Source organism: Kribbella aluminosa, assembly GCF_017876295.1.
GTDB classification, from domain to species: Bacteria; Actinomycetota; Actinomycetes; order Propionibacteriales; family Kribbellaceae; genus Kribbella; species Kribbella aluminosa.
On record NZ_JAGINT010000001.1, the window covers coordinates 3,590,486 to 3,611,998 of the forward strand.

18 protein-coding genes are annotated in these 21,513 nt (G+C 69.7%); 11 read left to right on the forward strand and 7 right to left on the reverse strand.

Translation table 11 applies throughout. The features are described 5' to 3' along the window. Window positions 1–29: 29 nt before the first annotated feature. On the reverse strand, window positions 30–278 hold the full coding sequence (locus JOF29_RS17160) for a nucleoside hydrolase (protein ID WP_209695182.1): 249 nt from the start codon (window positions 276–278) through the stop codon (window positions 30–32). Window positions 279–331: 53 nt separating this feature from the next. On the opposite strand from JOF29_RS17160, the gene ftsH reads away from it, so the two are divergent. Beyond that, window positions 332–2,413: an ATP-dependent zinc metalloprotease FtsH gene (gene ftsH, locus JOF29_RS17165; RefSeq protein ID WP_209695183.1), complete on the forward strand. Its 2,082-nt coding sequence runs from the start codon at window positions 332–334 to the stop codon at window positions 2,411–2,413. Between the two features lie 24 nt (window positions 2,414–2,437). Here ftsH and JOF29_RS17170 read toward each other — a convergent pair whose 3' ends face one another. Continuing rightward, window positions 2,438–3,877: a DUF4832 domain-containing protein gene (locus tag JOF29_RS17170; RefSeq protein ID WP_209695184.1), complete on the reverse strand. Its 1,440-nt coding sequence runs from the start codon at window positions 3,875–3,877 to the stop codon at window positions 2,438–2,440. 60 nt (window positions 3,878–3,937) lie between these two features. Continuing rightward, a complete protein-coding gene (locus JOF29_RS17175) occupies window positions 3,938–5,080 on the reverse strand; it encodes an ROK family protein (protein ID WP_209695185.1) in 1,143 nt (380 codons plus the stop codon). A gap of 183 nt (window positions 5,081–5,263) precedes the next feature. Here JOF29_RS17175 and JOF29_RS17180 point away from each other — a divergent pair, with 183 nt between their 5' ends. Then, window positions 5,264–6,244, forward strand: coding sequence for a Gfo/Idh/MocA family protein (locus tag JOF29_RS17180; protein WP_209695186.1), 981 nt, complete (start codon window positions 5,264–5,266; stop codon window positions 6,242–6,244). Window positions 6,245–6,257: 13 nt separating this feature from the next. Then, window positions 6,258–7,250 carry a Gfo/Idh/MocA family protein gene (locus JOF29_RS17185; RefSeq protein ID WP_209695187.1) on the forward strand — a complete coding sequence of 331 codons (993 nt, stop codon included), beginning with the start codon at window positions 6,258–6,260 and terminating at the stop codon, window positions 7,248–7,250. On the opposite strand, the gene JOF29_RS17190 is transcribed toward JOF29_RS17185, so the two are convergent. Then, window positions 7,247–8,158, reverse strand: coding sequence for an SDR family oxidoreductase (locus JOF29_RS17190; protein ID WP_209695188.1), 912 nt, complete (start codon window positions 8,156–8,158; stop codon window positions 7,247–7,249). The two genes, JOF29_RS17185 and JOF29_RS17190, sit on opposite strands and share 4 nt — an antisense overlap. A 99-nt stretch (window positions 8,159–8,257) precedes the next feature. Here JOF29_RS17190 and JOF29_RS17195 point away from each other — a divergent pair, with 99 nt between their 5' ends. From JOF29_RS17195 to JOF29_RS17215, 5 genes are all read left to right on the forward strand, one after another. After that, window positions 8,258–8,818: a TetR/AcrR family transcriptional regulator gene (locus JOF29_RS17195; RefSeq protein ID WP_209695189.1), complete on the forward strand. Its 561-nt coding sequence runs from the start codon at window positions 8,258–8,260 to the stop codon at window positions 8,816–8,818. Window positions 8,819–8,820: 2 nt separating this feature from the next. Continuing rightward, window positions 8,821–8,982, forward strand: a complete 162-nt coding sequence (locus JOF29_RS17200; protein ID WP_209695190.1) for a hypothetical protein — start codon at window positions 8,821–8,823, stop codon at window positions 8,980–8,982. Window positions 8,983–9,023: 41 nt separating this feature from the next. Beyond that, window positions 9,024–9,350 (forward strand): sigma-70 family RNA polymerase sigma factor family protein, encoded by a 327-nt coding sequence (locus JOF29_RS17205; protein WP_209695191.1) that lies wholly within the window; start codon window positions 9,024–9,026, stop codon window positions 9,348–9,350. 66 nt (window positions 9,351–9,416) lie between these two features. Continuing rightward, complete coding sequence (locus tag JOF29_RS17210) at window positions 9,417–10,454, forward strand: LLM class flavin-dependent oxidoreductase (protein WP_209695192.1); 1,038 nt, start codon at window positions 9,417–9,419, stop codon at window positions 10,452–10,454. Continuing rightward, window positions 10,451–11,122: an NADPH-dependent F420 reductase gene (locus tag JOF29_RS17215; RefSeq protein WP_307863414.1), complete on the forward strand. Its 672-nt coding sequence runs from the start codon at window positions 10,451–10,453 to the stop codon at window positions 11,120–11,122. Before JOF29_RS17210 ends, JOF29_RS17215 begins: the two co-directional genes overlap by 4 nt. Window positions 11,123–11,184: 62 nt before the next feature. On the opposite strand, the gene JOF29_RS17220 is transcribed toward JOF29_RS17215, so the two are convergent. Further along, window positions 11,185–12,063, reverse strand: coding sequence for an EamA family transporter (locus JOF29_RS17220; RefSeq protein WP_209695193.1), 879 nt, complete (start codon window positions 12,061–12,063; stop codon window positions 11,185–11,187). 73 nt (window positions 12,064–12,136) lie between these two features. On the opposite strand from JOF29_RS17220, the gene JOF29_RS17225 reads away from it, so the two are divergent. Together JOF29_RS17225 and JOF29_RS17230 are read left to right on the forward strand one after the other, a co-directional pair. After that, window positions 12,137–13,003 (forward strand): LysR family transcriptional regulator, encoded by an 867-nt coding sequence (locus JOF29_RS17225; RefSeq protein WP_209695194.1) that lies wholly within the window; start codon window positions 12,137–12,139, stop codon window positions 13,001–13,003. A 32-nt stretch (window positions 13,004–13,035) separates the two neighbouring features. After that, a complete protein-coding gene (locus JOF29_RS17230; protein WP_209695195.1) occupies window positions 13,036–14,367 on the forward strand; it encodes an NAD(P)/FAD-dependent oxidoreductase in 1,332 nt (443 codons plus the stop codon). Here the strand turns inward: JOF29_RS17230 and JOF29_RS17235 are convergent. Further along, a complete protein-coding gene (locus tag JOF29_RS17235; RefSeq protein WP_307863415.1) occupies window positions 14,360–16,318 on the reverse strand; it encodes a heparinase II/III domain-containing protein in 1,959 nt (652 codons plus the stop codon). The genes JOF29_RS17230 and JOF29_RS17235 overlap by 8 nt on opposite strands. A 45-nt stretch (window positions 16,319–16,363) precedes the next feature. Further along, entirely contained in the window at window positions 16,364–17,728 is a 1,365-nt protein-coding gene (locus JOF29_RS17240) for an MFS transporter (RefSeq protein ID WP_209695196.1), read from the reverse strand. Between the two features lie 147 nt (window positions 17,729–17,875). Here JOF29_RS17240 and JOF29_RS17245 point away from each other — a divergent pair, with 147 nt between their 5' ends. Next, on the forward strand, window positions 17,876–21,487 hold the full coding sequence (locus JOF29_RS17245) for a GH116 family glycosyl hydrolase (RefSeq protein WP_209695197.1): 3,612 nt from the start codon (window positions 17,876–17,878) through the stop codon (window positions 21,485–21,487). Window positions 21,488–21,513: the final 26 nt, after the last annotated feature.

Consider the following 21,513-nt stretch of genomic DNA (forward strand, 5'->3'; position numbering starts at 1 on the left):
CGGGCCCGTGGAAGAAGGGTGTTCCGCTGTCAGCAGACGGAGAGCGCGGGAGATGGCGTCGAGGACCAGCGGGCGGTCGGCGCCGCGCGCGACGGGACGGACGTGATCCCGGGCAGCGACAGCACCCGGCGGGCGTTGAGCGTGCTTTTGTCGACGGTCTGGTTCCCGGCGACGGTCGTCACAGCGCGCAGTGAGACGGCGGGATCGGCGACCGCGAGCAGGATCGCCAGCGCGTCGTCGTGGCCGGGATCGCAGTCGAGGATCAAGGGCGTGACCATGCGTCAGGTACTTGTTGCTGGGTCGCGGCGGCCCGAGGTCCTATGTTGGCTTCATGAGCGAGAAGGAATCGCCGGCCGGAGCAGGCGCTGACCAGGCGTCCAAGCCGAACGGTGCGGACCAGAGCGGCGACCGGAAGGACGACAGGTCGCCGCGGCCGCCGCACAAGCCGTGGCGGACCGAGGGACTGCCGGTCGGGCACGGGGACGACGAGAAGCCGCGCCGGCCGCGCTGGTGGAAGTGGACGGCGTGGATCGTCGGCGGGTACCTGGTGCTGTTCCTGCTCACCACGATGCAGGACCAGTTGGCCGGCGGCGAGCAGACCATCGCGTACACGGACTTCGCCGCGCAGGTGCAGAAGCAGAACGTCGCCGAGGTCTTCGCTCAGGGCGATACGATCCAGGGACGGCTGAAGCAGGCCGCGGACGTCCCGGGCAAGAGCGGGTCGACGTACACGAAGTTCACCACCGAGCGGCCGACGTTCGCGAACGACAACCTGTACGGCGAGCTGCAGAAGGGCGGCGCCACGGTCCGGGCGACGCCGGTGGTCGCGCAGCGCGGTGTGCTGTGGAACCTGCTGATCTCGCTCGGCCCGTTCATCCTGATCGCGGCGTTCTACTTCTGGCTGTTCCGGCGGAGCCGGGCCGGCGGCGGTCTGGGTGGCGGTCTGGGCGGCCTGCTCGGCGGCGGCGGGCAGCAGAAGAAGCCGGTCGACCCGAGTACGGTGCGGGTCACGTTCGCCGACGTCGCAGGGATCGACGAGGTCGAGGCCGAGATCGAGGAGGTCGTCGACTACCTGAAGGATCCCGAGAAGTACCGGCGGCTGGGCGCGCGGGCACCGAAGGGCGTGCTGCTCGCGGGTGCGCCCGGTACCGGCAAGACGCTGCTCGCGCGGGCGACCGCGGGTGAGGCCGGCGTACCGTTCTTCTCCGCGAGCGCGTCGGAGTTCATCGAGATGATCGTGGGGGTCGGCGCCAGCCGGGTGCGGGAGCTGTTCGGCGAGGCGCGGAAGGTGGCGCCGGCGATCATCTTCATCGACGAGATCGACACCATCGGCCGGGCCCGGGGCGGCGCCCGCTCGGTCGGCGGGCACGACGAGGGCGAGCAGACGCTGAACCAGATCCTCACCGAGATGGACGGCTTCTCCGGGACCGAGGGTGTCGTGGTGCTGGCCGCCACGAACCGTGCCGACGTACTCGATCCGGCGCTGCTCCGGCCCGGGCGGTTCGACCGGACGATCACGGTGCACGCGCCGGACCAGCCGGGGCGGGAGGCGATCCTCAAGGTGCACGCTCGCGGCAAGCCGCTGGCGCCGGACGCGGACCTGGGCGCGCTGTCTCGGTCCACGCCGGGGATGACCGGCGCGGACCTGGCGAACCTGCTGAACGAGGCGGCGCTCGCGGCGGCCCGGCAGGGCGAGTCGCAGATCACCATGCGGGACCTGACCGACGCGCTGGAGAAGGTCCAGCTCGGTACGGCGCGGAATGTGGTGATGCCGGAGGACGAGCGCCGGCGGACGGCGTACCACGAAGGCGGTCACGCGTTGCTCGGGATGATCCAGAAGGGCGCCGACCCGGTGCGGAAGGTGTCGATCATCCCGCGCGGCCGGGCGCTCGGCGTGACGCTGTCGACGCCGGAGTCGGACCGGTACGGGTACGACGTGGACTACCTGCGCGGCCGGATCATCGGCGCGCTCGGCGGGATGGCCGCCGAGCAGGAGGTGCTCGGGGTCGTCACGACCGGCGCGGAGAGCGACCTGGAGACCGCGACCCGGATCGCCCGCTCGATGGTCGGCCGCTGGGGCATGTCCGAGGCGATCGGCCCGGTGTCGGTGCTGCCCGCCGAAGGCGACGCCCGGATGGCGGGAGTCTCGGACGCGCTGCTGAACACCGTCGACGAGGAGGTACGGCGGCTGATCGAGCAGTGCTACGCCGACGCCCGCCGGCTGCTCCGGGAGCACCGCCCGAAGCTGGACTCGATCGCCGACCAGCTCCTCGAACACGAAACCCTGGACGAGGCCGACGCCTACGCGGCGGCAGGCATCCCACGCCGTACCCGCCCCGAACCACCCGCCCTGCCGCAAGCTGCCGCGACGGCACCCTCGGAGCCACAGCCCGCTCCACGAAACGGCTCTTAGCCCTTTGTCCAAACGGTTGGGCACCTATCCGGTAGTCACCGTTTGCTGTAGGTCGTTGTAGCCGGTGGTCGGCTGCCAGGTCCCGTTGTTCGCAAATCGCAGCGCGTACACCGCGTTGTAGGTCTCGGCGGAACCTGGCAGTCGGCTCTGCGACTGCAGCTTCGGATCAGCGACATTGAGCAACACCCGGTACTTGCCTGGTGCCGGGGGAGCCTTCACCGTCCAGTTCAGGGAGGTCACGGCGCCCGCGCTCCAGCGTCGAGGATCGGCAGGTACGTCGACCTTGTACGTGTGCTTGCTGTTCTGGAAGATGAGCTGCACCTGGCGCGGGTTGTACGGTGCGGCCCACCCGTCGTTCCGGAGTTTCAGGTCGACCTTCACGGTCCCGTGCTGGGATGACACGGTGGACTGCGTCAGCGCGAACCGGTACCCGAGCTTCTGCTTCGCGATCTCGATGTTCGATCCCCAGCTGGCGAGCACGTCCGGGTGGTACTCGATGTTCAGGAACGAGAAGTGCAGCCGGGCCATCTCGGCGGCCGCCGACGGCCACTCCGAGCGCGGCGCGTCCAGCCCACAGGTCTCGCCGCCCTCCGGCACGTAATTGGTGTCCTGGGCAACGAAATCCTTGTCCAGCTCGATCGGGTCGCTCAGGTACGTGCCGAAGTCGTCGGGGCTCGCCAGGAAGCAGTCGTTGTGCTGCCCGATCCGCGCCACCGCCGACCCGTCGTACGCCTGCTTCGCGGTGAGACCACCCGCGGTCCCGGTCGGTACGCCGTACATCCGTTGCTTCATGTACGGCGTTCGCACCTGGACCATCCGGTCCTTCGGCAGGGCCCGGAGCAGCGCGTCGATCACGGCTTTCCGGTCGGCCCAGTTCTGGTCCGAGACCTGGCTCGGGTCCGCCGGGTTCGAGAAGTAGTCGGTGTAGTACCCCTCGCCCCAGAGCCCGACGAAGCCGGACTGGACGACCGCGATCAGGTCCGAGTTCGCCCGCAGGATCGGCGTGAGCTGCTTGATCTGCTTGACGACGCGGGACACCGGAGCGTCGCCGTACGGCGTGGGCGGCGGCCAGCCGTCGCCGGGCAGCGCGTAGGCGAAGCGGACGATCAGCTTGACGCCGGCGGCGCGTGCGGTGTCGAAGTCGGCCTGCATCAGGTCGAGGTAGTGCTTGTCGATCACGTCCTGCTTGGCGAACTTCTCCAGGTAGAACAACCGCAGGATCTGGGTGATGTGCTCCTGCGTGCGGAAGTTCCGCAGCTTCGTCACGTCGAGTGGGACGTAGCCGGAGTTGTCGGCGTAGTAGTGCGTCTCGGCGTGGTGGTAGAAGCCGCGCTCCTGGTTGGCGATCACCTCGTCGTTCGTCGTGTAGCTGACGGTCGTGCCGTTCGGTGCGTCATGTGCCATGGCTGCTTGGGCCGGTAGCAGCAGACCGGTGACTGCGAGGGCTGTGCCGAGCCGTCTCATGAGGATCTCCTAGCTGACAGGCGTGGCGATGGGATAATCATGGAGTCCAGGGAAATTATGTCAAGGTCTGAGGCCGTCGGTGATGGCCGTCTCCACCTCGTCCAGCGCCATCCGGACCGCCCCGAGCGCCACTCCTTCGTCGGCGAACGCCGAGACCCGGATCTCCGGCGTACGCAGACACCACCGCTCCAACTCCCGCCGCAACGGCTCCACCATCACGTCGGCCGACCGCGAGAAACCGCCCCCGATCACCACCAACTGCGGATCCAGCGTGAGTACCAGCGCCGACGCGCCGACCGCCAAATCCTTCACGTACTCCTCCACGGCCCGCTGCGCCCCCTGATCACCCGCTCGAGCAGCCACAAACACCCGCTCGAACCCATCCGGCCCTGTTGTCGGGTGCTTGCTCAACCAGTCGTGGAGGTGGGTGGGAGCTTGTTGCCAGCCCGCTGCCGGGAGGGCGCCGATCTCCCCGGACCAGTTGGCGAATCCCCGGTGGAGCTTGCCGTCGATGATCAGCCCGGCCCCGGTGCGCAGACCCGCCAGCAGGAACACGACATCCTTCGCATACCGGGCGACCCCTCGCCACGTCTCCGCAAGCGCCGCCAGCTTGCAGTCGTTCTCCACCCGCACCGCCCCCGGCACCAGGCGCCGCACCTGCCTCCCCAGATCCACCCCACTCCACTCCGGCAACGAGTCCGACAACATCACCTTCCCGGTCCCGTCCACCAGCCCGGTAGTAGCAACCCCAGTCGCCCAGATCGACGCACCACCACCCTCGCCGCCGGCGGCGGTGAGTGCCTTGGTTATGCATCGGTCGACGGCTGCCAGGCGTTCGCGGCGGCCGGCTTCGGCGGGGACTTCTACTCGGGCCTGGTGGAGGACTTCGCCATCGAGGTCGGTGACGAGGGCGAGGATCTTGTGGCCGCCGACGTCGACTCCCAGCAGCCGGCCGGCGCCGGAGTTGAAGCGGTAGCGGCGGGCGGGGCGGCCTACGGTGCCTGGGGTAGGTGCTACCTCGGCCAGCCAGCCGCGCCCCAGCAGGTCGCGGGCCACGTCCTCGGTGGAAGCGCGCGACAACCCTGTGCGTTTCGACAACTCGGTGAGCGTCAGCGGCTGAGTCCCGCGCGACTCCCGCAGTACGGCGACCGCGTTCAGCTGCCGCAGCCGTGAGAGATCCCCGCCCGCCGGCTCTTCGGGCATCGCGGTGCTCCTCCCACGTATTCCAGGACTCCTGGATAACTATAAGCACTCGGACTGCGCGCGGGTCTCAGCGTGTGAACGCCCCGGGAAGAACTCTGTTGCGGACTCCTGACAACGTTGTACCGTGATCAGCCGACGGTCGATCCGAAACGTTTCCGCAGGTTTCCACTGAGGAGGACCAGCGTGTCCAATCCACTGAAGATCGCGACGCTCAGCTTCTGGCACGTGCATGCCGGCGACTACTCGAGACAGGCCCAGGCGCACCCGGGGACGGACCTGGTGGCCGTCTGGGACGACGACGCCGATCGGGGCCGCGAAGGCGCCGAGCGGTTCGGTGCCGAGTACACCGGTGATCTCGACGCCCTGCTCGCGCGCGACGATCTCGACGGCGTGGTGATCACGACGCCGACCGACGTACACCGCGACATCATGGTGAAGGCGGCCCAGGCCGGCAAGCACATCTTCACCGAGAAGGTCCTGGCGCCGACGGTCGCCGAGGCCGAGGAGATCGTCGCCGCCACCGATGCGGCCGGCGTGAAGCTGGTCGTCTCGCTGCCGCGGCTGTACCACGGCTACACGACGGCGATCCGCGAAGTACTCGACAAGGGCACCCTCGGCACGCTGACGTACGGCCGGGTCCGCCTCTCGCACGACGGTGCGATCGGCCGCGACGGCAAGGAGGGCTGGCTGCCGCAACGGTTCTTCGAGCCGAAGGCCGCGATCGGCGGCGCGCTGACCGACCTCGGCTGCCATCCGGTGTACCTGACCCAGCTGTTCCTCGGCGCGCAGCCGGAAACCGTGAGCGCGACGTACCGCTCGGTGGCCGGTCGTGGGCTGGAGGACAACGCTGTCGTGGTGGCCGGGTACGGCGACCAGCGGATCGGCGTGATCGAGGCGGGGTTCGCGAGCAACAACCCGTTCACGATCGAGCTGTTCGGGACCGAGGGGACGCTGACGTACACGGACGCGGGCAACGTGCTGCTGGTGAACGGGGAGCAGGTCGACGTACCTGAGCACTCGCCGGACGCGTTCGCGCAGTGGGTCGACCACATCAACGACGGCACGCGTGCGGACGACAACATCGCGCGGGCGGTCGAGCTGACGCGACTGGTGGTCGCGGCGAACTCTGCGGCCGAGTCCAACCAAGTCATTTCCTACAGCTGAGAGGAAGTAGCCGATGATCAAGGTTGGATTGATCGGTGCCGGTGGGATCGCGTCGGCGCACATCAAGGGCTACCGGGCGCATGCCGAGAAGATCGGCGTGACCGCGGTTGCGGACGCTGTCGAGGAGACTGCGAAGAAGCGGGGCGAGGAGCTCGGCGCCGCGGTGTACACGGACTACCAGGAGATGCTCGCCAACGAGGAGCTGGACGCGGTCGACATCTGCCTGCCGCACCACCTCCACCGGGACGCGATCGTCGCGGCCGCCGAAGCCGGCAAGCACATCCTCTGCGAGAAGCCGCTGTGCCTGTCCGCCGAGGAGGCGGCCGACGTCCGCAAGGCGGTGACCGAGCACGGCGTGACGCTGATGTGCGCGCACAACCAGCTGTTCATGCCGGCCGTCGCGAAGGCGCGCGAGCTGTTGCAGGGCGGCACGATCGGCACCGTGTACGAAGTACGGACGACCGATAGCTTCTACAACGACTTCGACCCGAGCTCGATGGGCTGGCGGGCGAGCAGTAAGACGAGTGGCGGTGGCGAGCTCATCGACACCGGGTACCACCCCACCTATCTGATGCTGCACCTGGCCGGCGGCATGCCGGTCGAGGCGACCGCGATGCTCTCCACGCACAGGTTGAAGTTCATGGAGGGAGAGGACTCCGCGCAGGTGCTGATCCGGTTCGACAACGGCGTCGTCGGCCAGCTCGTGACCAGCTGGGCGTACCAGCCGGCCGAGTCCACCGAGCGCTTCTCCGCCGTCGGCGAACTCGGCTCCCTGACCAGCGACGGTACGACGCTCTCGTACCAGCTCCGCTCCGGCGAGACGGAGACGTTCGAGTTCGAACCGATCGACACGTTCGTCGCGGAGATCGGCCACTTCGCCGAGTCGCTGGCCGCCAAACAGCGCCCGCTGCACACCGAGGAGGAAGGCATCGCCGTCCTCGGCATCCTCCTGGCCGCGTACGAAGGCTCGAAGTCGAAGACCATCGCCCCGGTCCTGAAGGTCTAGACCTCCTTGAAGTAAAAGCCTTCCGCAAGGTCGGCGAGCAGGTTCGGGTGGGTGGGCTGCCAGTTGAGCAGCTCACTCGTCCGGGCCGCCGACGTCGGGTTGTCCATGACGGCGAACCGGCTCAGGAAGCCGACGTACTCCGCCGCTTCGTCGGGCGTGACCGAACGAGCGGGCACGCCGAGTCCCCGGCCGATGGCCTCGGCGATCGTGCGGAACTCGATGCCTTCGTCCTGTACGGCGTGCAGCCGGCTGCCGGCGGGCGCGGACTCCAGAGCGAGGCGGTACGCCCGCGCCGCGTCGAGCGTATGTACGGCGGGCCAGCGGTTCCGGCCGTCGCCGACGTACGCCGCGAAGCCGTTGCGGCGGGCGAACGAGATCAGCGACGGGGCGAACCCGTGCAGGTCGAGGCGGCTGTGCGTGATGGCCGGCAGGCGCAGGACGGACGTACGGACGCCCTTGCCGGCCAGGTCGACGACGTAGTTTTCGGCGTCGATGCGATAGCCGCCGTTCGGGTCGTGGTCGGACTCGGTCGCGACCCGGCCCTGGACGCTCTGCGCGAGCATGCCGGTGCCCGACGTACTGACGAGCGGCTTGTCGGTGCCGGCCAGGACGTCGCCGATCGCCTGCAGCGCGGCGAGATCGGACTCCGCCGCACCGGCCAGGTCCCCGGCCGCCATCGCGTCATGGCGGAACGCGAGGTGTACGACGCCGTCGGCAGCGGCGGCCGCCGCCCGCAGCCGGTCGAGGTCGTGCAGGTCGCCGCGAACGGCCTCGGCGCCCCAGTCGGTGAGCCGCTTCGCCGACTCGTCCGAGCGGGCCAGGCCGAGCACCTGATGACCGTTGTGCAGAAGCTCCGGCACCAGCGCCGACCCGACGTGACCGGATGCTCCGGTGATGAATACGCGCATGAAACGACCCTCTCCAGTGATGTCCTAGTGATGTCATTGACTGACATCGCCGATGCTACACCCTGATGTCACTCGATGACATCGGTTAGGATCGAATCCATGGGACGGTGGGAGCCGGACGCGGCCGGGCGGCTGCGAGAGGCCGCGATGGCGCTGTACGCCGAGCGCGGGTACGACGGCACGACCGTCGCCGAGATCGCCGACCGGGCCGGGGTCACCGCGCGGACGTTCTTCCGGCACTTCGCGGACAAACGCGAAGTACTGTTCGCCGGCTCCGAGCTGCTGCAGGAGCACATGGTCGCCGCGCTCGCGGCCGCGCCTTCGGACGCTACGCCGATGACGGCGATGACGACCGCGGTGCTCGCGTCGGCCGACTTCTTCGACGACATCCGCCGGGAGTACTCCCGCCGCCGGGCCGCGGTGATCACCTCGACGCCGGAGCTGCGGGAGCGCGAGCTGATCAAGATGGCGACGCTCACCACCGCGCTCACCGAGGGCCTGCTCGCCCGCGGCGTCCCCCCGGACATCGCCGCCCTGGCGGCCGAGACCGGCGTCGCGGTCTTCCGCGTCGCGTTCGAGCGCTGGATCAACGCCCCGGACGACGTACCGATCATCGACGTCCTCCAGACAACCCTGAAGAACCTCGCCGGGCTCACCTGACCGTGCTCGAGAGGCTGCTCACGACGGACGCGATCAGCTACTCGGACGGGAACGGCGCGCGGCAGGTGTCGAAGTTCCCGGTCTGCATCGTGACCGTCTCGCCCGACGGGATCAACGAGGTGATGTGGCAGCTGAACGGCGAGAAGCTCACCGCGGTCGCTTGAGTGGGAGGATCAGTGTGTTCAAGCGGAGCGAACATGCCGTTGTGCACCGGTTCGCGACGGCGTGCCGGGCCGGCAGCGCCGGCGCGGTGCGGAGCCTGCTGACCCAGAACGTGGTCGCGGTCAGCGACGGCGGCGGGCGGGTGATCACGGCGGGGCGGATCCACGGTCCTGGCGACGTCGCGCGATGCGTGACCGAGCTGGTCGGGCCGGGGGCCGACCTGGCCGTCGAGGCGGTGAACGGGCAGCCGGGCGTCGTACTGCGGGACGCCGGGCGGGTCGTCGCCGTGGTCAGCCTGCAGGTCGCGGGCGCGAAGGTGGCGGCGGTCTGGATCGTGCTGAACCCGGACAAGCTGCGGCACTGGGAATGAACCCCACCCGGTCTGGTGTTGACGTGTCAACCTAGACTTGTGGGGACTGGACAGGAGCGTGCAGACATGACCGAGGTCGCCTTCGGGCTCGACACCTTCGGGGATATTCCGGTGGACGACAGCGGCGCGCCGGTGAGCGCCGCGGCGGCGATCCGGCAGGTGGTGGACGAGGCGGTGCTGGCCGACGAGATCGGCGTGGACGCGATCGCGCTCGGGGAGCACCACCGGCCGGAGTTCTCGATCTCGACACCGGAGACGGTGCTCGCCGGGATCGCCACCAGGACGTCGAACATCAAGCTCGGGTCGGGCGTGACCGTGCTGAGCTCGGACGACCCGGTGCGGGTGTTCCAGCGGTTCTCGACCGTGGACGCGTTGTCGAACGGGCGTGCCGAGGTGATCCTGGGGCGCGGGTCGTTCACCGAGTCGTTCCCGTTGTTCGGGTACGACCTGGAGGACTACGACAAGCTGTTCGAGGAGAAGCTGCAGCTGTTCGTGCGGTTGCTCGACGAGAAGCCGGTGACCTGGGAAGGCACGGTGCGGGCGGCGCTGGACAACGTGGACGTCTACCCGAAGACCGAGTCCGGCCGGCTGACCACCTGGGTCGGCGTCGGTGGCTCGCCGCAGTCCGTGGTGCGGACGGCGTTCTACGGGTTGCCGTTGATGCTCGCGATCATCGGCGGTTCGCCGGAGCGGTTCGCGCCGTACGTCGACCTGTACAAGCGGGCCGCGGAGCAGTTCGGGACCGTGGCGCATCCGGTCGGGATGCATTCGCCGGGGTTCGTCGCGGACACCGACGAGGAGGCGAAGGAGATCTACTTCGCGCCGTACAAGGTGATGCGGGACCGGATCGGGGCGTTGCGCGGCTGGCCGCCGTTGAAGCGCGAGGAGTTCGAGTCCGAGGTGCTGCACGGGTCGATGTACGTCGGCTCGCCGGAGACGGTGGCGCGCCGGATCGCCGGGGCCGTGCCGGCGATCGGCGCCGAGCGGTTCGACCTGATCTACTCGGGCGGACCGCTGCCGACCAGCGCCCGGCTGAAGACGGTCGAGCTGTACGGGACGAAGGTGGTCCCGCTGGTGCGCGAGATCCTGGCGGAGTCGAAGTGATCGGGACGCGCGATGGTGCGGGCCGGGTGACGACGGTCGGGATCCTGGGCGCGGGCAAGGTGGGGACGGTGCTGGCGCGGCTCGCGGTCGCGGCCGGGTACCGGGTGCTGATCGCCGGATCGGGTGAGGTCTCGAAGATCGCGTTGATCGTGGAGGTCGTGACGCCGGGCGCGGTCGCGGTGACGGCCGAGGAAGCAGCGGCCGAGGCGGATGTGGTGATCCTGGCGCTGCCGCTGGGGAAGTACCGCACGATTCCGGTGCCCGAGCTGCGCGGCAAACTTGTCGTCGACGCGATGAACTACTGGTGGGAGGTCGACGGCATCCGCGACGACCTGACCGACCCGCGGACGTCCTCGTCGGAGATCGTGCAGGAGTTCCTGCCCGACTCCCGTGTCGTGAAGGCGTTCAACCACATGGGCTACCACGACCTCGACGAAGGCCCCCGACCCGCCGGCGCCGCCGACCGCAAGGCCATCGCGATCGCCGGCGCGACCGAGGACGCCGCCCAGGTGGCCAACCTCGTCGACGCCCTCGGCTTCGACCCGGTCCCGGTCGGCCCCCTCCCCGAAGGCAAACGCCTGGAGCCCGGCACCGAACCGTTCGGCGCCAACGTTGACGCCGAAACGCTGCAAGGTCTGCTGACCGAGGCCCGCGCTGCCTCGGCGTAGGACGCGTACCGAAGAACGGGTAGTCGTGGATGAATCGGCGGCTGGGCGAGCCGGCCCGCCGCTCACGGCATGCCGGTGGGGCCGACCACTACCCGTTCTTCGGTACCGGTCGCGTGTGCGGCGGCCGCCCGCTCGGCGCCGGCGCCGGCGGCGATGACGCAGGCAATGCCGACGGCTTGAAACAGGCTGGGGGACTGGCCGAGGAGTAGCCAGCCGATCAGCAGAGCCAACGCGGGCTCGAGGCTCATCAGCGTGCCGAAGACGCCCGCGTCCAGGCGACGAAGCGCCAGGTATTCCAGGCTGAAAGGAATCACCGGAAGCAGCAGCGCCAGACCGAACCCGATGATCACCAGCTGCCAGGTCAGGACCGGGATCGTGGCCGGACCGGCGACGACGGTCGCCACCACGGCCGCGACCGGGAGCGAGACGCCCATGCCCTGGAGACCGGTGACGTTGCTGCCGACGTGCTGGGTGAGGACGATGTACGCCGCCCAGCACACCGCCGCGCCGAGCGCGAACAGGACGCCGACGCCGTCGACCGCACCGTGCCAAGGCTGAGTCAGAATCAGTACGCCCGCGAACGCCAGCGCCGGCCAGATCAGCCGCCCGCGACTCCGCAGTACGGCGACCGTCAGCGGGCCCAGGAACTCCAGAGCGCTCGCCGTGCCGAGCGGGAGCCGCGCCACGGCGGCCATGAACAGCAAGGTCACGCCGCCGGTCGCGACACCGAGGCCGACTGCGGCCAGGAACGCGTTCCGATCGAACGCACTCGGCCGCGGGCGGAACAGCACCAGCACGATCACGCCGGCACAGGCCAACCGGAGCCAGGCGGCACCCTCCGGACCGACCCGGTCGAACAGCCCGACCGAGACGGCCAGCCCGAGCTGGACCATCGTCATCGACAGCACCGCGAACGCGATACCGGTCTTCCGTGTGCGCATGCCGTCCAGTGAAGCCCGGCGACGACGTTCGCGTCCACGTGAGAATCCTGCACAGATCGTTCATGATCAATGAATGGACGTACGTCGCCTGGAACTCCTGCTCGCGCTCTCCCGGCTGGGCTCGATGCACGCGGTGTCGGAGGTCCTCGGCGTGACGACGTCCACCGTCTCCCAGCAGATCGCGGCGCTGGCCAAGGACGTCGGTACGCCGCTGCTCGAGCCCGACGGCCGCCGCGTCCGGCTCACTCCGGCGGGGCGTCGGCTGGCCGGGCACGCGGTCGACATCCTGGCCGCGCACGAGGCCGCCCGCGCCGACCTCGACCCGTCCGCGGAGCCCTCCGGTACGGTCCGGATCGCCGCCTTCCACACCGCGATCCGGGACACCCTGCTGCCCGTCGTACCGCGCCTGCCGCCGGCGGTACGCCTGGAGATCCAGGAGCAGGAACCGCCCGACGCACTGTCGATGCTCGAACGCGACCAGGTCGACCTCGCCCTGACCTACGACTACAACCTCGCGCCCGCAAGACTCGGCCCGGCGCTCGAGGCGACGGTGCTCTGGGAGTCCGCCTGGAGCCTGGCCGTCCCGTCCCGATCCCGTCGTACGCCGGGTACCGCCGCGGAGGTGCTGGCCGCGTTCGCCGACAGCGACTGGATCGTGAACTCCCGGCACACCGCCGACGAGCAGGTCGTCCGTACGATCGCCGCACTGGCCGGCTTCGAACCCCGCATCACGCAGCGCGCCGACAGCCTGCAACTTGTCCAGGAGATGATCGGCGCGGGCCTCGGTGTCGCGCTTCTGCCCGCCTCGTACCCGAAGGCCACCGGAATCTCGCTCCGTCGCCTGCGGAACCCCCAGCCCCGCCTGCGAGCCCAGGCAGTCACCCGCCGGGACCGTGTCACCTGGCCGCCGTTGTCCCTTGTTGCCGGACTTCTCGACTAGCGTTTGGTGCAGCCGACGGACGGAGAGCTCAGGTGCGCAAGATCCTGGTGGTGGGCGGCGGGTACGCCGGGTTCTACACGGCGTGGCGGCTGGAGAAGAAGTTGCGCCGCGGCGAGGCCGAGGTGGTCATCGTGGACCCGCGGCCGTACATGACGTACCAGCCGTTCCTGCCCGAGGTGGTGGCCGGCTCGGTCGAGGCGCGTCATGCGGCGGTGTCACTGCGGCGGAACCTGCGCCACACGAAGGTCGTGGCCGGGACGGTCACCGGCATCTCGCACGCGGACAGGACCGTGACGATCCGGCCCGCGCTGGGCGATGACTACCCGATGACGTACGACGTGATCGCGGTGACCGCGGGCGCGGTGACGCGGACCTTCGACGTACCGGGGGTCGCCGAGCGTGCCATCGGGATGAAGCACGTCGAGGAGGCCGTGGCGATCCGGGACCGGTTGTTCACCGCGTTCGACGAGGCGGCCGGGCTGGAGCCGGGGACGCGGCGGCGGAAGCTGCTGACGATCACCTTCGTGGGCGGCGGATTCTCCGGGGTCGAGGGGATGGCCGAGCTGCTCTCGCTGGCGCGGGCACTGCTGAAGAAGTACCCGGAGCTGTCCGAGAGCGATCTGGCGTTCCACCTGGTCGAGGCCTCCGGGCGGATCCTGCCCGAGGTGAGCGACAAGCCGGGCGAGTGGGTCGTGAGGCTGTTCGAGAAGCGCGGCGCGGTGGTGCACCTGAACACCACGATGACGTCGGCCGACAACGGGCACGTCGTGCTGTCCGACGGTTCCGAGTTCGACTCGGAGCTGATCGTCTGGACGGCCGGCAACGCCGCGACCCGGCTGCTGCGCAACCACACGGACCTGCCGCACACCGAGCGCGGGCTGGTGCAGGTGCGCGCGGATCTGCGGATCGGTACGGCGGACGAGGCGATCCCGGACGCGTGGGCGGCCGGCGACGACGCGGCCGTGCCGGACCTCGCGTCGGGTTCCGGGTACACCGTGCCGAACGCGCAGAACGCCGTACGGCAGGGGAAGGTGCTGGCCAAGAACCTGCTGCGCTCCCTGCGCGGGCGGGAGCCGAAGAACTACGTGCACCACAGCCTCGGCGCGATCGCGACCCTCGGCCTCGGGACCGGGATCTTCCAGTACCGGCGGCTCGTCATCAAGGGCTTGCCCGCCTGGCTGATGCACCGCGGGTACCACGTCCTCGCGGTGCCGACCTGGGACCGCAAGGCCCGGGTGCTGGCGATCTGGCTGGCGTCGTTCTGCTACGGCCGCGACATCGTTTCCCTGGCCTCGGTCCAGAGCCCACGCGACGCGTTCCAGACCGAGGCCGGCACCTCGAGCCGGGTCGATCAGGTCAGCTGATCCGGGTGAGCCGGCCGTCGGCGGAGACGCGGACGGTGGTCTTGTGGGTGCCGACGGTGAGGTCGACGAAGAACATGCCGGCGGTGGTGCGGGTTGTGTAGGTGACTGTTTCGGTGGGGGCGGTGGGGACGATCGCGGAGAGGATCGTCGCCTCGTTGCCGGTGCGGTCGAACTTGACGACCGGGGCCGACTCGCGGTGGAAGATGTCGGGGTAGTACCAGCCCTGGACCGGGTCCTGCTGGCCCTCGACGACCGTGATCCCGTCCTTGGCGGGTTGTTGCTGGTACGGGATCTGGAGCAGGTAGGTCTTGGCGCCCGGGGCGGTGGCGACGGCCGTGGTGGGGGACTGGACGGTCACCTTCTGGCCGGGTGCGAGATGCCAGAGGGTTTCGTAGCGCTGGTTGTCCGTCGCCTGGCCGCGGTCGAGGGTGATGATCAGGTCTGGGTCCTTCAGCACCAGTACGTCGCGCTTTCGGGTCATGCCCGGGGCCGGTGAGTCGGCGAGCGAGTACGACTCCCAGGTCGGCGTGATCGAGGCGCGGACCAGTTGTGTGTCGACCGACGCGGTGTCCGCCGACGGGATCGTCATCACGTTGTGCGCGGCCTGGCTCTTCGACCAGGCCTGCCACTTGTCGAGCTGGTAGCCGGAGTGGCCCGGATCGATCAGTACATCGCGGCCGTGGGACGAGTACGTGATCGACATGTGGTCGTCGTGACCGTGCAGCGTGCGCGCCGCGCCGTACCGGATGCTGTACGTCGACTCCTGCGCGAACGGGCGCGTCTCGCCCCAGCCGGTCCGCCCGAACACGTACCCGGCGTCGTACGCCGCGACGCGCTTCGCCGGTCGTGTCCCGTGCTTCCCGAGCGAGGCGACGTAGTCCAGCGCCGTACCGGCCGCGCCCGTCGGTTTCTGCTTCACGGCGTCCCCGACCTGCTGGAGTTCGCCGGTGGACTTGGTCGCCAGGGCCAGCCATTCGGACAGTGCGGCGCGGCGCTGATCGATGACCGTGCCGGGATCGGAGCCGCAGCGTTGCAGCGCGGTCGTGGCGCGGCCCCAGAGCAGGTAGTTGAACATCGCGTACCCGACGGACTGCTCGTTCGTCGAGCCCTGCGGGTCGATCGCGGTGGTGATCGCCTGCGTCAGCCGGTCGACCGCGAGCTGCTTCAGCTCCGGCCGCTTGAGCGTGCAGCCGACGCCGAACAGCGCGACGCTCTCGTCGGTGCCGTGGTTGGACTGACCGCTCCAGTTCACGATCATGAACTGCGCATGGTCGACGAGCGACTTGTCCAGCCACGCGTACTGCGTCGGCAGTTTGCTGACGTGCAGCCCGCTGAGGACGGCCTGGCGCGCGCACAGCAGGACGTTGGTGCGGTGCATCGTCGCCTCCCAGGCGCCGACGTCGCCCTTCCAGCTGTACGGGTTGTCCTGGACCCAGTCGTGGATGATCGCCATCACATGGGTGAGCGCCGTACGGTCGCCGCTCCCGCCGGCCGCGATGCCCTTGCCGAGCCAGCGCAGCGAGTGCAACCACATGTACCAGCTGGGTTTCTTGTACGGGTCGGCGCGCCAGTTGATGTTGCCGGTGCCGTTGCCGACCTTGTACGGCGGGTCGTCGCCCCACTGGAACGTGTCGTTCAGCAGCATCGGGAGTGGGACGTTGGAGTCGATGCCGCTGTAGCCCGGGCACTCGTAGGTGCCCGTGTTCGCGACCGGGGTGGACGGCGGGGGAGAGGCCGGGGTGTCGACGCCCGGGAGCGGCTCGTCGGTGGAGTCCGGGAGGGTTGGGGTCGGCTGCGGGGGCTTGGGCGGAGTGCTGGGCGTGGGCGAGCCGCCGGCCGATGCCGTCGTACTGCGGTCGCGGACGCCCGGCATCAGCACGAACACGGCGCCGGCGAACGCGACGCCACAGACCAGCACGCAGGCAAGCGTCAGCGCGACGGTTCTCCCCACCCGCCTCGTCCGCTGCGCCACTCGCCTCCCTCTCCCACCCGAAAGCTACCTGATGGCCGGGCGAACGAGTACCGGCCTACGGCGACCGAGCGCGGTCACGCCCAACCCGGCGAGACTCGCCCCGGCCGCCACGATCGCGCACGTCACGAACCCGCTACCGAGATCGTGCGCCGTACCGAGCAGCGGCCCGAACGTCGCCACCCCGATCGCCCCGCCGATCTGCCGCGACGTGTTGAACGCCGCCGACGCCGCACCGTGCAAGGCCGGCTCGACCGCGGCGATCGACTGTGCCGTCATCGTCGGCACCAGCAGCCCCGAGCTGAACCCGATCGGCACCAGCGCCAGCACCATCGGCCACACCATCGACGAGGTACTCGCCCAGGCGAGCGCCAGCATCGCGACGGTGATCACCGCCTGCCCGATCGCGAGGACCGCGGGACGCCCGAGCCGCCGGGCGAGCGGCGCTGAGCCGATGTTCGCGATCGAGATCAGCCCGGTCAACGGCAGGAACAGCAACCCGGTGACCAACGCGCTGAGGTGCCGCCCTTGCTGGAGCAGCAGACTCATCGAGAAAAGCACGCCGTAGAAGGCGAAATTGAGCAGCAACCCCTGGATCGCGGCGGCCGCGAACCCGCGATCGGCGTACAGCCGCGGCGGCAGCAACGGCACCCGGACCGATCGCTCGACCACGACGAACCCCACCAGCCCGGCGACCGCCAGCACTGCCGCGACCAGGATCGCCGGATCGAGCCACCCCCGCGCCGGCGCCTCGATCAACGTGAACACCAGCCCACCGATGAACACCGTCGCCGTCCCCATCCCGGCCCAATCGAGCCGCCGAGATCGCCTGACGACGGCCGGCATCGTCCGCCAGGCCCAGATCGCCGCCGGGATGCCGATCGCCACGTTGACCGCGAACACCGCCCGCCAGTTCGCGAGCGCGACCAGGCCGCCGCCGAGCAGCGGACCGGCCGCCATCCCGGCGCCGCCCGCCGCGGCCCACCAGCTGACCAGCCGGTGCCGTGTGTGTTCGTCGGTCGCGGACGCCGTCGCGAGGACGAGCGCGCTCGGTAGCAACAGGGCCGATCCGGCGCCCTGCACGAGCCGCGCGAGATTCAGCATCAGCATCGAGCCGGCCACCGCGCAGACCGCCGACGACAGCGTGAAGACCAGCAGTCCGGTGAGGAACGCACGCTTCGCGCCGAGGGTGTCGGCGATCGCGCCGGCACCGAGCATCAGCGCGGCGAACGACAGCGTGTACGCGTTCAGCGACCACTCCAGCTCGGCGCGGGACGCGTTCAGGTGGGTGGCGAGTTCGGCGAGTGTGACGTTCACGATCGTGCTGTCGACGAAGACCATGAACGAGGCGATCAGCGCGAGCGCGACCACCGACCGGCGAGGTTGGGGCATGGCACCGAGCCTACGACATTGTTTGATGTACGTCGAACAATATCCCATCGGGTGGACCGTTGACCTCCGCCTGTGCGCTGGCTACGGTGTTCGAACCGTATCTCGGAAATCGATTTCTCCCGCCTCCGCCCGTCAAGGAGAACCCGAATGACCGCATCTGACGCCCCGGCCGGCTGTGCGAACCGGTCCTGTGCCGGCGACTGTCCCCGCGCCCAGCTGAGCCGCCGTACGTTCATCGCCCTCGGCGCCACCGCGGTCGGCGCGCTCGCCGTACCGGCGCAGGCCCTGGCGGCTCCGCCGAAGCCCGATCCGAAGGTGTTGTTCGACCGCGGTACGCCGACGTCGTACACAGGTGCCGCCCTGCAGCGGATCGGGATGCCGGTCGGCGGCGGAACGACCGGCCAGGTGTACCTGTCCGGTGACGGGCGGCTGTGGGCGTGGGACGTCTTCAACCCGACGTCGTTCCCGCTCGGCGGCGCGGACTTCTCCGGGCACCACTACGCGTTCCCGTTGTCCGCCGACGATCCGGGGGCGTCGCAGTTCGGCCAGGGGTTCGCGCTGCGGACGACGACCCGCGGCCGGACGACGAGCCGCACGGTGGACGCGGCCGGGTTCAAGGACGTCCGCTTCACCGGGTCGTACCCGATCGGCCGGGTCGCGTACGCCGACGCGGAGAGCCCGGTGAGCGTGCAGCTGGAGGCGTTCTCGCCGTTCGTCCCGCTGGCCACGCTGGACTCCACGCTGCCGACGACCATCATGTCGTTCACCTTGCGGAACACGTCCTCGGCGGCGGTTCGGGCGACTCTGCTCGGGTACGCCGAGAACCCGGTGTGCATCGACAGCCGGATGCGTCAGCCGACGACGCTGCAAGCGCGGGCGTTCAAGGGCGGCGTGCAGTTCGGCGCTGTCGACGATCTGGGCGCGGAGCAGGGCGACATCCTGTTCGAGGATTGGGAGAAGGACACGTTCGACGGCTGGACCGTGAGCGGCGACGCCTTCGGCGCGGGCCCGGTGCGGCCGCTCGACGTACCGGACCTGATGAAGCGGTTCGGCGATCTGAACGTGTCGGACACCCGGTTCGTCACGTCGTACGACTTCCGCGGCGGCAAGTACGACGGTGCGGTCGGCACGCTGACCAGCCGCGACTTCACGATCGAGCGCCGGTACGTCGCTGTCAGCCTGAGTGGTGGCCGGCACCCCGGGGAGACGTGCGTGAACGTGGTCGTCGACGGTCAGGTGGTGGCGACCGCGACCGGTGACGAGAGCGAGCCGCTGGTCGCGCAGATGCTGGACGTCGGGGCGTACGCCGGCCGGACTGCACACATTGAGATTGTTGACAATCACACGGGCGCCTGGGGTCACCTCAGCTGCGACGCGATCGTGTTCACGGACCGCCCGGACATCCTCTTCGAGACCTGGGACAAGCCGACGTACGACGGGTGGACGGTCGCCGGCGACGCCTTCGGTGCCGGCCCGGTGACCGCGGCCGAGACGCCTGACGGCTTCCGCCGCGCGTTCGGCGTCCGCACCGAGCTGAACGTGAGCGGGCGGTTCGTCACGTCGTACAACTTCCGCGGGACCGGCGATCCCGACCACTTCACGGGTTCACTGACCAGCCGCGAGTTCACGGTCGAGCGCCGGTTCGTGACCGCGTGGGTCGGCGGCGGCAGTCATCGGGGGGAGACCTGCCTGAACGTCGTGGTCGACGGCACGGTGGTGGCGTCCGCGACCGGGACCGACATCGAGCCGCTGACCGCGGTGTCGATGGACGTCGGGAAGTACGCCGGTAGGAATGCACACATTCAGATTGTCGACAACAACCCCGGCGGCTGGGGCCACGTGAACGTGGACCGGATCCTGTTCAGCGACCGCCCGATCCGCCGGCAGTCGGTGCCGGAGCGACCGGACGGCGGCACCTTCGCGTTGGCCGCGCTGACGCCGGGTGCTGTGGTCCGCCCGTCGATCGTCGACTGGTCGACGACCGACGCGCTGTTCGACTCGGCTGCCGGTCCCGCGGACTCGGACGGCCCGCAGGCCGGGACCGTCGCTGTCACGGTGACGCTGCCGCCGGGCGCTTCGCGGACCGTCCAGTTCGCGTACGGCTGGTTCTTCCCGAACCCGCAACGCGACTTGTTCGCCGAACTCGTTGGCGCATCGACCTTCCGCCGGCACTACGCCACCCGGTTCGGCTCGGCCCGCGACGTCGTCGAGTACGTCGGTCGCGAGGCCGCGCGGCTCGAGCGCGACACGAAGCTGTGGGTGCAGACCTGGTACGACGACTCGTCGCTGCCGCACTGGTTCCTGGAGCGGACACTGGCGACGGCGTCCACGATCGCGACCAGCACCTGTTACCGCTGGGACGACGGCCGCTTCTACGCGTGGGAGGGCACGTACTGCTGCGCGGGCACCTGCGAACACGTCTGGAACTACGCGCAGGCGATCGGCCGGCTGTTCCCCGATCTCGAACGCGACACCCGCGAACGCGTCGACCTCGGCATCGCGTTCCGGCCGACCGGCGAGATCGGCAACCGTGGTGAGTCCGGCGACGCGTCGAGCTCGTTCGCGGACGGCCAGACCGGCACGATCCTGCGCATCTATCGCGAACACCAGATGAGCAAGGACCTGTCGTTCCTGCAGCGCGTCTGGCCGCGGGTCCGGACCGCGGTCGAGTTCCTCGTCACGCACCGGGACGGCCCGGACGAGGACGGCATCTTCCGCGGCAGCCAGTGGAACACCCTCGACACCGAGTGGTTCGGCGAGGTGCCGTGGATCAGCGGCCTGTACGTCGCCGCGCTCCGGGCCGCCGCCGCGATGGCGACCGACGTCGGCGACACGGCCAACGCGACGCGCTACCGGACGATCGCCGATCGCGGGTCGGCGTACCTCGCCGGGCACCTGTGGAACGACCAGTACGGGTACTACGTGCAGAAGGTCGACCTCGCCCACCCGACGGCGGAGAACAGCAACCGCGGGCTGTTCGTCGACCAGATGTACGGCCAGACGTACGCATCGCAACTCGGCCTGCCGCGCGTGTTCCCGGAGGACCAGGCCCGGACCGCTCTGTCGAAGCTGTACGGGTCGAACTTCCGCGCCGCGCCCGGTACGTACCACCCGCCGGGGATCGGCGCCGGCCGGGTCTACACGACCGGCGACGAGAGCGGCGTACTGATGGCGACCTGGCCGCACGGCGGCTCGGACGAGACCCGCGGGCTGATGTACTTCAACGAGGTGTGGACCGGGCAGGAGTACCAGTTCGCCGCGCACCTGTTCGCCGAGGGTATGGCCGACGAGGGCCTGGCGGTCACGCGCGCCATGTACGACCGGTACTCCGCCACGAAACGCAACCCCTACAACGAGATCGAGGCCAGCGACCACTACGCCCGCGCGATGATGGGGTACGGCGTCTACCTCGCCGCCTGCGGTTACGAGTACCACGGTCCCCGCGGCCACCTCGGGTTCGCCCCACGCATCCACCCGGAGAACTTCCGTAGCGCCTTCACCACCGCCGAGGGCTGGGGCCTCTACACCCAACGCCGCACACAGAAGTCCCTCACCGCCACCATCGACGTCCGCTACGGCCGACTGAACGTCACCACCCTGTCCTTCGAGACCACCGCCCCGGCGCGCCAGGTCGAGGTCCACGCCGGTTCCCAGCGCCTCCGCGCGACCGTAGTTGCTAACGGCAACCGGTCCGTCGTGACGCTGGTCAAGCCGCAGCTGATCACCCCGGGATGCCACCTGGGCGTGGTCCTTGGTTGACCCCCACCCGCCGCCGGTACAGGGGA